Genomic DNA, 12,168 nt, shown 5'->3' with positions numbered 1-12,168 from the left:
TTCACGGGGGCGATTCCCTGCCTATCCTGAAAGGGTCGCACCCCGGTCGCCCCCCGCGACCGACGAGTAGGAGGACTCCGTGCCGCTCTCGGAGCACGAGCAGCGCATGCTCGAGCAGATGGAGCGAGCGCTGTACGCCGAAGATCCCAAATTCGCCACAGCGCTCGAGGGCAGCGGCCTGCGCACGTACACCCGGCGACGGGTCTACCAGGCGGTCGCGGGTTTTCTGGTGGGCATCGCGCTCCTCATGGCCGGAATGGTCGCCCAGCAGATCTGGATCAGCGTGGTGGGGTTCCTCGTCATGCTGGGATGTGCCGTGCTCGCGGTGACGGGGTGGCGCAAGGCGCCCAGGCCCGGAGCACAGGCGGGACCCGCCGCGATGGGCGGGGCACCCCGGCGGCAGGCCCGACAGCGCCGTACCGTGATGGACCGGATCGAGCAGCGCTGGCAGCGCCGCCGTGACGAACAGGGCCACTGAGCCCCGCATTTCTCGCAGGACCGCGCGGCTGAGGCGCGCGGAGCGCTTCGCAGACGGCAGGGGCCGGGACATCGTGTCCCGGCCCCTGCCGCTTGTCGTCCCCCCGCCTGACCGCCGCTTGGCCGCCGCCTGCGGCGGGAGCGCCCTTCGGGCGCCTCCTCACACGCCGGAGGGGCTTGATGAAGCCGCTCAGCTCAGCCCCGCTGTCCGTTCAGCCCCGCTGTCGCGAGGGGCGCAGCAGCACACCCGCCCGGCGCCACACCGTCACGATCCGCCCGGTCCGCAGCCGTTCGAGCGCTGCCGACCAGCGCCGCGAACACTCCCACGCCACACGGGCGGCCGAGCGCGGAGCCAGCACGGCCCGCAGCCGCGCCCCGCGCCCCGCAGCCGCGCGCAGCCCGGCCCGTACGGACTCGACCTCGGCCGCCAACGCCCCGACCGGGCGGGGCGTTGGCGCGTACAGCGCCTGCTCCACCGCGGTGGCCACCCGGACGGCGGACTCGGCCGGCGGGCCGTCCAGCGCGCCGATCCGCACGATCCGCGCCGCCGCCTTGCGCGGGGTCTGCGCGTCGTCCGGCAGGATGCCGTAGTCCCAGGCGGAGTCGGTCAGCTCGCGCCAGGCCGCCAGCGTCCGCTCCACCGTCTCCCGCGGATCGTCGTCCGGCACCGGCACCGGCACCGGCAGCGCCGACGCCACGGGCACCGGGCTCACCGGAGCTGCGCGCCCGGCCGCGCCCGCCGTGCGCAGCCGCCGGGCCCGTACCCGCCGGCGCCACAGCATCGGCAGCACGGGCAGCAGGAGGACCAGCAGCGCGGCCACCACGACGGCCGTCACCGTGCCCGCCCGCGGCGCGTCGTCGGACGCGCCGCCGCCGGGCTGCTGGGCGAGGGCCGGGCAGCCGTCGACCTTCTTCAGCTGCGGGGTGCAGTCGTCACCCGGCCTGGCCGGTGCCGACGGCGCGGCGGACCGGTCGGGGCGCGGGGAGGGCGCGCCCGGGTCCGACCCGGCGGGCGTCTCGGCGACTGTGTACTCCGGCGGGGTGCCGCGGCTCGGCGTTGGCTCGAAGCGGGACCAGCCGACACCCTCGAAGTACAACTCGGGCCAGGCGTGCGCGTCCTTGGAACCGACCGACATCGAGCCGTCCGCCTGCGGGGTGCCCGGGGTGAAACCGACCGCCACCCGCGCGGGGATGCCCAGCGTCCGTGCCATGGCCGCCATGGAGAAGGAGAAGTGGACGCAGAACCCCTCCTTGGCCTGGAGGAACTTGGCGATGGCGTCGGATCCGCTGCCCGAGCCCACCTCCGTGTCGTAGCGGAAGCCGCCGTCGACCGCGAACCACTCCTGGAGCTTCACGGCCTGCTGGTACGGGTTCGCCGCCCCGGCCGTCACCTTCCGCGCCGTCTGCGCCACCACCGCCGGCAGCGAGCCCGGCACCTTGGTGTACTCGCGCAGCAGCCGCTGCGGGGGTGCGGGCGCGGCGGCCAGCTGCGCCGCCGTCGGCTCCACCAGCAGGCTCGTCACCCGGTAGCTCGCGCCCCGGGTGGTCTGCCCGTGGCCGCCGACCACCATCCGCCCCTCCGGCTCGTACCGCCACCGGCCGCCGATCCGCACCTGCTCGGCCGGATAGGGGAGGGGCAGATAGGTCTGCGCGTACGAACCGGACGCCGCGACGGAGGTGTTGACCGGGTCCGTGCGCACCCCGGGGGCCAGTCCGGCGGGGGTGGGCAGCGGGTTGGGCACCTCGGTGACAGGACGGCCGGGGGAGGTGCGCCAGGTCGAGCCGTCGAACTGGTCGAGGGTGACGATGCGCAGATACAGGTCCCCGGTGTTCTGCGTGGTGGTGCGATAGCGCAGCACCTCGCGGTTCTCCGGCTGCCGGAGGCTGTCCTGGAGGGCGACCAGCGGACTGACCGCGCCACTCCCGCCGCCCGTGCCGCCCTCGCCGGGGCTCTGGCCGCGCGCCTGGAGCAGCCCGCCGTCCATCGTCGGCAGCGCGGCCGGCACCAGCAGCGCGATGCCGAGCGCGAGCGCCCCGATCCGCCGGCCCGTACGGACCGGCGCGATGGCGGCCCCCTGGCCGGGACCCAGCGGATGCGCCGCCGGGCCCGGCCCGGCACCGCCCCCGCCGAAGACCCGGCCCCACTGGGCGAGCCGGTCACGGCCCTCGGCCAGGAGCAGCAGCAGATAGCCGGCCGCCGCGGCCAGGAACCACAGCCAGTCGGTGCCTTCCGCCAGTCCGGCCGCCACGGAGTACAGCGCGAGCAGCGGCAGCCCGGCCGGCGCTGCGCTGCGGTACGTGACCGCCAGCGCGTCCACCACCAGGCCGATCACCAGCACCTCGCCGACCAGCATCAGCCGGATGGCCGTGGTCGTCGGCGCGGGGATGGCATACCGCCCGATGTCGGACGCGCCCTCCCGCAGCAGCTGCCCGAACTCCTGGAAGACGTCCGGCCCCGGCAGCAGCCCGCCGATCGCGTGCGCCCGCGCGAAGACCACGGTGAGCAGCAGCAGCGCCACCAGGGCCTGCACCGCCACCGTCAGCACCCTGGCCAGCGGCACCCGCCGGGCGAGCACGCCCACCGACGTCTGGATCACCAGCAGGAACGCCGCCTGCACGATCCACCCGGACCGGTCCACCAGCGGCAGCATCGCACCCGCCGCCGCCAGCGTGGCCGCCGCCGCGCACACCGCCAGCCGGACTCCCCCGCTCATGACCTGCCTCCCGCCACGCCGCTCCAGCCGCCCGCCGTCCCGCCCGCCGCGTCGTCCCGGCCCGGGGCGGGGCCGGCGGAACCCGCCAGCCGCCACAGATCCGCCAGGGGCGCGCCCGGAGTGACGGCCAGCGCCGTCCACCCGGCCTCACGCAGCACGCGCAGCCGCCGCTCGGCATCGAACCCCGCCCGGGGGCCCTGGCCCCCTCGGCCGGGCGGGTCGTACATCCACGCGGCGGGGTCCAGGACGAAGGCGACCGCCGTCACGCCGCGCTGCCGCATCCGTGCGGCCAGCACCGTCTGCTCCTCGTCCAGCTCGCCGAAGAACGCCACCAGCAGGCCGCCGGCCCCACCGCGCAGGGTGTCGTGGGCGGCGGCCAGCCCGGTCTCCTCGGAGTGGTCCACCACCGCGAGGGTGTCCAGCATCAACCCGGCCGCGTCCGCGGAGTCGTGCGCGGAGCCGCCGTACCCGCCCGTGCCGTCGGGGCCGGGCACCGAGCTTCCGGTGTCGGTCAGCAGCCGCACCGAGAAACCCCGCTCCAGCAGATGGACCGCCGTGGAGGCTGCCCCCGACACCGCCCATTCGAACGGGGAGTGGGGCCCGGCGCCCTCGTAGGCGATGCCGCGGGTGTCCAGCAGCACCGTGCAGTGCGCCCGGTGCGGCTGCTCCTCGCGACGCACCATCAGCTCGCCGTAGCGGGCGGTCGAACGCCAGTGCACCCGGCGCAGGTCGTCGCCGTGGCGGTAGCCGCGCGGTATGACGTCGTCCTCGCCGGCCAGCGCGAGGGAGTGGTGCCGGCCGTCGCCGTAGCCCGCCGCCTCGCCACCGAGCCGCACGGGCGGCAGCGGCTCCACGCGCGGCACGACCGTCAGGGTGTCGAAGGCGCTGAAACCCCGGGTCAGCTCGCACATCCCGAACGGGTCCGTCAGCCGCAGCTGCAACGGCCCCAGCGGATAGCGGCCGCGCAGATCCGAGCGGACCCGGTAGGACACCTCGCGGCGGCCGCCCGGCTCGATCCGGTCCAGGACGAAGCGCGGGCGCGGCCCCAGCACGTACGGCACCCGGTCCTGGAGCATCAGCAGCCCGGTGGGGAGCCGCGAGACGCTGTCGATCCGCAGGTGCACCCGCGCCTCGGCGGTCGCGGGCACCCGCGACGGCGAGAGCCGTCTGCTGCCGGTGACCCGGTGCCGGGTGCGGTGCAGCACGATCACGCACACCACGGGCAACACGGCCAGCAGCAGCCCCACCCGCAGCAGGTCCGACTGGCCGAGCACGTACGAACCCCCGGCGGCGGCGACGCCCGCCGCCAGGAAGGAGCGGCCACGGGTGGTCAGCCCGCCGAACGCCGCCCACAGACCGCTTCGCGCGGCCCCCCTCGCCCCGGCCTCCGCCGGGCCTCGCGAAGGGGCTCCCCCGGACGACATCACAGCCTCCGCGCCCCCGGGGGCTGGTGGGCGGGCGGCGGCGGCTGACGCCACGCCTGCGCCGACGGATCGGGCACCGGGGTCCGCTGGAGGATGTCGACGACGATCTGCTCGGCCGAGCGCCGGCCCAGCTGCGCCTGCGCGGTCGGCAGCAGCCGGTGCGCGAGCACTGCCACGGCCAACGACTGGACGTCGTCGGGCAGGGTGAAGTCCCGGCCGGCCAGCGCCGCCGCGGCCTTGGCGGCGCGCAGCAGGTGCAGCGTCGCCCGCGGCGACGCCCCGAGTCTCAGATCGGGGTGCTGCCGGGTCGCGCCCACCAGGTCCACCGCGTACCGCCGCACGGACTCCGCGACGTGCACCGCCCGGACCGCCTCGACGAGCTTGACGATCTCGTGCGCGTGCGCGACGGGCTGGAGGTCGTCCAGCGGCGAGACGCCGCCGTGCACGTCCAGCATCCGCAGCTCGGCCTCCGGGTGCGGATAGCCGATCGAGACCCGCGCCATGAAGCGGTCGCGCTGCGCCTCGGGCAGCGGATAGGTGCCCTCCATCTCGACCGGGTTCTGCGTGGCCACCACCATGAACGGGCTGGGCAGCTCGTAGCTGTGCCCGTCGACGGTGACCTGGCGTTCCTCCATCGACTCCAGCAGCGCCGACTGGGTCTTGGGCGAGGCGCGGTTGATCTCGTCGCCGATCACGATCTGGGCGAAGATCGCACCGGGCTTGAACTCGAAGTCCCGCCGCTGCTGGTCGAAGACGCTCACGCCGGTGATATCGGACGGCAGCAGATCCGGTGTGAACTGGATGCGCCGCACCGAGCAGTCGATGGACCGCGCCAGCGCCTTGGCGAGCATGGTCTTGCCCACCCCGGGCACATCCTCGATCAGGAGGTGCCCCTCGGCGAGCAGCACGGTCAGCGAGAGCCGTACGACCTCCGGCTTGCCCTCGATCACACCCTCCACCGATCGGCGGACCCGCTCCGCTGTGGTGGTCAGATCGCTGAGGCTCGCTCGTTCGTCATAGGTCGTCACCCGGCCCTCCTCGGCCCTTCCCCACGCTCGAAGGGAGCAGGGGATACCCCGTACCGAACCGGGCCCGTGGGTACGGACCGGCCCTCCCCGAAACGTGCCGCCGCGCCCCCGCCGATCGCGGGGGCGGGCGTCACCTACGCATTCTGGCCGCTCACGCGGTGTTCCGTCACCGCCTGTGGACAATCAGCGTTGGGGGTCGATCTCGCGCAGCAGACCCGTCGTCACGTCGAAGACGAAACCGCGCACGTCGTCGGTGTGCAGCAGGAACGGCGAGGTGCGGACCCGCTGCATGGACTGGCGGACATCCTGGTCGAGGTCCTTGAAGGCCTCCACAGCCCACGCCGGGCGCTGTCCGACCTCCGCCTCGATCTCGTGCCGGAAGTCCTCGGTCAGGTTCAGCAGACCGCAACCGGTGTGGTGGATCAGGACCACCGAACGGGTGCCCAGCGCCCGCTGGCTGATCGTCAGGGAACGGATGATGTCGTCGGTGACCACACCACCGGCGTTGCGGATGGTGTGGCAGTCGCCGAGCTCCAGGCCCAGCGCGGCGTGCAGGTCGATGCGGGCGTCCATGCAGGCCACGACGGCGACCTTCAGTACGGGACGGGCGTCCATGCCCGGGTCGGTGAACGCGGAGGCGTATTTCGCGTTGGCCTCGACCAGACGGTCGGTGACCGTCTTCTCGGGCTGGTCGCGGTCGGAGGTCGGCTGCGAAGGCTGAGGCGCGGATATCGACATATGCACGAAGGTAGTCGGCGCGCGGCCCATCGGCTCGCTTTGAGGGCGGGCAAACGCCGCCAACACGGCCTGCTGTGAGGTAAACCACAGGTCAAAGCCGTGTGCCGCCGTACGGGTGAGGGCGCCCCACGGGCGTGCCCGCCGCCGCGCGCCCCGGCCCGCCCTCCTGATCCGATCGAGGCGTCCCCCCGCTTCCCGGCGCGATCCCCCGGCACCGTCCAAGGCCGGGGCGGGACGCGCTGGCCGGTTGATTGACCGAAGGGACGAGTGGACTAAAGTGGCGCGAAGTGGGAGGCCTGACGCTCCCCTTGGAACCGAAAAACCCGCACGTGCGCGCCGCGTACGTACCCCTCGGCCTCCTCCCGCTCTCCGGTCGCCCGACATCACTTCCCCGGTGCCGGACCGGCCGTTTCCCCTTCGAGCGGGTGGGGACCCGGGGATGCGTACGCCCGCGGACCTCCCCGGACTCTCAGAAGGGCGCATGAGCAGCAACGCGCGACACGTCCCCGTCATGCTCCAGCGCTGCCTGGACATGCTCGCCCCCGCTCTCGCCGAGCCCGGCGCGGTCGTCGTCGACTGCACCCTCGGCGCCGGCGGGCACAGCGAGGCGCTGCTCACCCGCTTCCCCGAGGTCCGGCTCGTCGCCCTCGACCGCGACCCCACCGCCCTGGCGCTCGCCGGGGAGCGGCTCGCCCCCTTCGGCGACCGCGCCACGCTGGTGCGCGCCGTCTACCACGAGCTCCCCGAGGTGCTGGACAAGCTCGGCATTCCGCGCGTCCAGGGCGTCCTCTTCGACCTCGGCGTGTCCTCCATGCAGCTGGACGAGGCCGACCGCGGCTTCGCGTACGCCCAGGACGCCCCGTTGGACATGCGGATGGACCAGACGACGGGGCTCAGCGCCGCGGAGGTCCTCAACACCTACGCGCCCGGCGAGCTCGTGCGGATCCTGCGCGCCTACGGCGAGGAGAAGCAGGCCAAGCGGATCGTCAGCGCCATCGTCAAGGAGCGGGCGAAGGAGCCCTTCACCAACAGCGCCCGGCTCGTGGAGCTGATCCGCGACGCGCTGCCGCAGGCCGCCAAGCGCACCGGCGGCAACCCCGCCAAGCGCACCTTCCAGGCCCTGCGCATCGAGGTCAACGCGGAGCTGGCCAGCGTCGAGCAGGCCATCCCCAACGCCGTCGCCGCCCTCGCGGTCGGCGGCCGGATCGCCGTGCTGTCCTACCAGTCGCTGGAGGACCGCATCGTCAAGCAGGTCTTCGCGGCGGGCGCCGCCAACACCGCGCCGCCCGGACTGCCGGTCGTCCCCGAGCGCTACCAGCCGCGCCTGAAGCTCCTCACCCGCGGCGCCGAGCTGCCCACCGAGGAAGAGATCGCCGAGAACCGCCGCGCCGCGCCCGCGCGGCTGCGCGGCGCCGAGCGCATCCGCGAGGACGCCCCGTGACACCGGCCGCCCGTGGCCCGGGCGCGCGCCTGATCAGGCTGCTGCCCGCCGGGGCCGTCGGAGCGAAACGGACCCCGTTCGTCCTGCTGGTCGTGGTGCTGCTCGGCTCCGGGCTGCTCTCGCTGCTGGTGCTCAACTCCTCTCTCAACCAGGGCTCCTTCGAGCTCAGCCGGCTCCAGCGCAAGACCACCGAGCTGACCGACGAGCAGCAGGCGCTGCAGCAGGAGGTCGACCAGCTCGCCGCCCCAAACGCCCTGGAGCGCCGCGCCCGCGAGCTCGGCATGGTCCCCGGCGGCAGCCCCGTCTTCCTCGACCCGGACGGCACCGTCCACGGCGCCCCGCCCCCGGCCGCCGCCGACCCCGCCTCCTTCGCCGCCCCGCTCGACGCGGCCACCCCGCCCCCGGCGGCTCCGGTGGCCCCGGCCCCGCCGCCGGTCCCCGTTCCCGTCCCCGAGGCCCCCGCTCCCCAGGTCCCCGCCCCCGACGCCCGTACGGCAGTGAAGACCGTTCCGACCACCGGCAGGTGACGCAGTGCCGCAATCCCCCGGGGTACGGCCCCCGCGCTTCTCGCAGGCCCGCCCGGCCGCCGCGCCGCCCGGGCCCACGGCCGCGCACCGGCGGCGGCCCCGGCGGGTGAGCGCGGTGAGCGCGACATGACGGCCCCCCGCCGCCCCCGAGAGCCCCGCGACCCCCGCAAGCGCGTCCCCGGGCCCGCCCGCCCCGCCGCCCGGCCCGCGGGCTACCGCGGCGGCGCCCGGCCGCTGCGGCTCGGCAGCCCCCGGCCACGGCTGCGCATGGTCGGCGCCGGGCTCACGCTCGTCCTGCTGGTCTTCACCGTGCGGCTGCTCCAGGTGCAGGCCGTGGACGCCGGCGCCTACGCCGCCAAGGCGAACGTCAACCGCTACATCCCGGTCACGCTGGCCGCCGAGCGCGGCTCCATCACCGACCGGGCCGGCATCGACCTCGCCACCACCGTCGACGCGTACGACATCACCGCCGCCCCCGACCTGCTGACCCCCGAACGGATCAAGATCTCCGGCGCGGCCCGCCAGGCCGCCGAACTGCTCGCCCCGCTGCTCGCCGAGCGGCCGGCGGAGCTGGAGCGGAAACTCACCGCCAACCCCAAGTCGAAGTACGTCGTGCTCGCCCGCCTGCAGTCCCCCAAGGTCTGGAACCGGATCAAGGACCTCAAGAAGACCGTCGCCGACCGGGCGAAGGCCAAGCAGGGCGCCGACGTCCTCGCGGGCGTCAACCGCGAGTCCCACAGCAAGCGCGTCTACCCCAACGGTGACCTCGCCGCCGGGATACTGGGCTTCGTCAACGCCGAGGGCCGCGGCGGCGGCGGCATCGAGGCCCAGCTGGACAAGGAGCTCGCCGGCAAGAACGGCAAGCTCGTCTACGCCCAGTCCCTCGGCCGCCAGGTCCCCACCGGCGACCTCAAGGAACAGCCCGCCGTGCCCGGCTCCGATGTCGAGCTGACCATCGACCGCGACATCCAGTGGGCCGCCCAGAACGCCATCGCCGAGCAGGTGAGGGAGTCCGCCGCGGACCGCGGCTACGTCGTCGTCCAGGACACCCGCAGCGGCGAGATCCTGGCCATGGCCAACGCCCCCGGCTACAACCCCAACGACCTCGCCCACGCCGACGGCAACGCCATGGGCAACGCCGCGCTCCAGGACGCGTACGAGCCGGGCAGCGTCAGCAAGGTGATGACCATGGCCGCCGTCCTGGAGGAGGGCAAGGCCACCCCGGCCACCCATGTCGAGGTGCCGAACCGGCTGCCCCGCGCCGACCGGGCCTTCGCCGACGACATCGACCACGCCACCTGGCACCTCACCCTCAACGGGGTGCTCGCCAAGTCCAGCAACATCGGCACGATCCTCGCCGCCGAACAGCTTGGCAAGGACCAGCCGCAGGCCAACCGCGTCCTCTACTCCTACCTGCGGAAATTCGGCATGGGAGCCCCCACCGGCCTCGGCTTCCCGGGCGAGACGCCCGGCATTCTCGCCAAGCCGCAGAAGTGGAGCGCCTCCCAGCAGCACACGATCCCCTTCGGCCAGGGACTCTCCCTGAACGCCGTCCAGGCCGCGTCCGTCTACTCCACCATCGCCGGCGGCGGCGAGCGGGTGCAGCCCACGCTCGTTCGCGGCATCAAGGGCCCCGACGGCCGCTTCACCCCCGCACCGGCCCCGCCGCGCACCCGCGTGGTCAGCGAGCGGACCGCCAAGACCCTGGCCACCATGCTCGAATCCGTCGTCGACGACCGGGAGGGCACCGGCACCAAGGCGAAGATCCCCGGCTACCGCGTCGCGGGCAAGACCGGCACGTCCAACCGGGTGGATCCGCAGACCGGGCGCTACCACGGCTACACCGCCTCCTTCGCCGGATTCGCCCCCGCCGATCAGCCCCGGATCACCGTCTACTGCGCCATCCAGAACCCCACCGAGGGCAGTTACTTCGGCGGCCAGATCTGCGGCCCCGTCTACAAGAAGGTCATGGAGTTCGCGCTCAAGACCCTCCAGGTGCCGCCGTCCGGCACCCAGCCCCCCCGGCTGCCGGTGAACTACGGCGACCGCTGAACCGGGAACGGCCGTGACGACGATCACTGTGGATCCGGGGAACCACGACCCGGCGCGCCCCTCGCTTCGCGGCCGGGCGGGTGCGCCCGGTACGCTCACCGCCGTGCCCCACGCTGATCAGTCCCACACCAGCCCCACGGACGCCCCCGCCACGTACCCGGGAGCGCCCCGCCCCACCCAGGTCCGCCCCGCGCCCCTCGCGGAGCTCGCCGGTCAGCTGGGCATCGCCGCCACCCGTGACGCCACGGCCGCCGACGAGGCTCCCGCGACCGCCACGGTCACCGGCATCACCCACGACTCGCGGGCCGTGCGCCCGGGCGACATCTACGCCGCCCTGCCCGGCGCCCGCTTCCACGGCGCGGACTTCGCCGCCCAGGCCGCCGGGCTCGGCGCGGTGGCCGTGCTGACCGACCCGGCCGGCACCGACCGCGCCCGGGCCGCCGGCCTGCCCGTCCTCACCGTCGACGACCCGCGCGGCCGCATGGGCGCGCTCGCCGCGACGATCTACGGCGAGCCGGGCCGCGACCTGCTCCAGATCGGCATCACCGGCACCTCCGGCAAGACCACCACCGCCTACCTCATCGAGGGCGGGCTGAAGGCCGCAGCCGGCGCGTCCGGGGGCCTGACGGGCCTCATCGGCACGGTGGAGTCCCGGATCGGCGACGAGCGCCTGAAGTCCGAGCGCACCACGCCCGAGGCGACCGACCTCCAGGCGCTCTTCGCGGTCATGCGCGAGCGCGGCGTCCGCTCGGTGGCCATGGAGGTCTCCAGCCACGCCCTGGTGCTCGGCCGCGTCGACGGCTGCGTCTTCGACGTCGCGGTCTTCAACAACCTCAGCCCGGAGCACATGGAGTTCCACTCCGGCATGGAGGACTACTTCCAGGCCAAGGCCCGGCTGTTCACCAAGGCCCGCAGCCGCCTCGGCGTCGTCAATCTCGACGACGAGTACGGCCGGCGCCTCGCCGAGGGCGCCTCCGAGGTCCCGGTCATCACCTTCTCCGCGGAGGGGCACCCCGACGCCGACTGGCGCGCCACGGACGTCCGCGTCGGCCCGTTCGACTCGGACTTCACCGTCCTCGGGCCGCAGGGGCAGTCGGTCACCGCCCGGGCGCCGCTCGCCGGCCCGTTCAACGTCGCCAACGCCCTCGCCGCCATCACCGCGCTCGTCGCCGCGGGCATCGACCCGCAGACCGCCGCCGACGGCGTCGCGGCCGTGCCCGGCGTGCCCGGCCGGCTGGAGCGCGTCGACGCGGGCCAGCCCTACCTCGCCGTCGTCGACTACGCCCACAAGACGGACGCCGTCGAATCGGTTCTCCGCGCCCTGCGCAAGGTCGGCAAGGGCCGGATCCACGCCGTGCTCGGCTGCGGCGGCGACCGTGACCAGACCAAGCGCGCCCCGATGGGGGCTGCCCTGGCCCGGCTCGCCGACACCGCCGTACTGACCTCCGACAACCCCCGCTCCGAGGACCCCCTCGCGATCCTCGCCACCATGCTGGCGGGCGCCGCCGAGGTGCCCGTCCACGAGCGCGGCACGGTCCTCCTCGCGGAGGAGCGGGCCGACGCCATCGCCGCCGCCGTCGCCCGCGCCGAGCCGGGTGACACCGTCCTCGTCCTGGGCAAGGGCCACGAGCAGGGCCAGGACATCGCCGGAGTGGTCCGCCCCTTCGACGACCGCCAGGTGCTGCGCGAGGCCATCGAGGCCGAGCGACTGCGCCTGTCGACCAAGCACCGGAACGACCAGGGATGACAGACCGCCATGTGCGCACA

At 74.5% G+C, this 12,168-nt stretch carries 9 protein-coding genes; 5 read left to right on the top strand and 4 right to left on the bottom strand.

The genetic code is table 11. The features are described from left to right. Nucleotides 1-79: 79 nt before the first annotated feature. The gene (locus tag ACZ53N_RS13475) at nt 80-478 is read left to right on the top strand and encodes a DUF3040 domain-containing protein (RefSeq protein ID WP_130877337.1); all 399 of its coding nucleotides are present in this window, start codon (nt 80-82) and stop codon (nt 476-478) included. A gap of 211 nt (nt 479-689) precedes the next feature. On the opposite strand, the gene ACZ53N_RS13470 is transcribed toward ACZ53N_RS13475, so the two are convergent. The 4 genes from ACZ53N_RS13470 to ACZ53N_RS13455 all read right to left on the bottom strand — a co-directional run bounded on the left by ACZ53N_RS13470 (nt 690) and on the right by ACZ53N_RS13455 (nt 6,381). After that, the gene (locus ACZ53N_RS13470; RefSeq protein WP_469141011.1) at nt 690-3,191 is read right to left on the bottom strand and encodes a transglutaminase TgpA family protein; all 2,502 of its coding nucleotides are present in this window, start codon (nt 3,189-3,191) and stop codon (nt 690-692) included. Further along, entirely contained in the window at nt 3,188-4,615 is a 1,428-nt protein-coding gene (locus tag ACZ53N_RS13465; protein WP_469141010.1) for a DUF58 domain-containing protein, read from the bottom strand. The genes ACZ53N_RS13470 and ACZ53N_RS13465 overlap by 4 nt, the downstream gene beginning before the upstream one ends. After that, the gene (locus tag ACZ53N_RS13460) at nt 4,615-5,643 is read right to left on the bottom strand and encodes an AAA family ATPase (protein ID WP_469141009.1); all 1,029 of its coding nucleotides are present in this window, start codon (nt 5,641-5,643) and stop codon (nt 4,615-4,617) included. Before ACZ53N_RS13460 ends, ACZ53N_RS13465 begins: the two co-directional genes overlap by 1 nt. A 183-nt stretch (nt 5,644-5,826) precedes the next feature. Next, the gene (locus ACZ53N_RS13455; protein ID WP_469141008.1) at nt 5,827-6,381 is read right to left on the bottom strand and encodes a beta-class carbonic anhydrase; all 555 of its coding nucleotides are present in this window, start codon (nt 6,379-6,381) and stop codon (nt 5,827-5,829) included. Between the two features lie 481 nt (nt 6,382-6,862). On the opposite strand from ACZ53N_RS13455, the gene rsmH reads away from it, so the two are divergent. The 4 genes from rsmH (at nt 6,863) to ACZ53N_RS13435 (ending at nt 12,148) form a co-directional block, all read left to right on the top strand. Beyond that, entirely contained in the window at nt 6,863-7,822 is a 960-nt protein-coding gene (gene rsmH, locus ACZ53N_RS13450) for a 16S rRNA (cytosine(1402)-N(4))-methyltransferase RsmH (protein ID WP_356450951.1), read from the top strand. Further along, nucleotides 7,819-8,349, top strand: a complete 531-nt coding sequence (ftsL, locus tag ACZ53N_RS13445) for a cell division protein FtsL (RefSeq protein ID WP_469141007.1) — start codon at nt 7,819-7,821, stop codon at nt 8,347-8,349. Before rsmH ends, ftsL begins: the two co-directional genes overlap by 4 nt. Before the next feature lie 126 nt (nt 8,350-8,475). Next, on the top strand, nt 8,476-10,401 hold the full coding sequence (locus ACZ53N_RS13440) for a peptidoglycan D,D-transpeptidase FtsI family protein (RefSeq protein ID WP_469141006.1): 1,926 nt from the start codon (nt 8,476-8,478) through the stop codon (nt 10,399-10,401). Between the two features lie 13 nt (nt 10,402-10,414). After that, nucleotides 10,415-12,148: a UDP-N-acetylmuramoyl-L-alanyl-D-glutamate--2,6-diaminopimelate ligase gene (locus ACZ53N_RS13435; protein WP_469141005.1), complete on the top strand. Its 1,734-nt coding sequence runs from the start codon at nt 10,415-10,417 to the stop codon at nt 12,146-12,148. Nucleotides 12,149-12,168: the final 20 nt, after the last annotated feature.

The sequence above is a fragment of the Streptomyces sp. NPDC033229 genome (genome assembly GCF_055576875.1).
The sequence above is the reverse complement of the archived record's forward strand: the minus strand, read 5'-3'. Positions and strand labels throughout refer to the sequence as shown.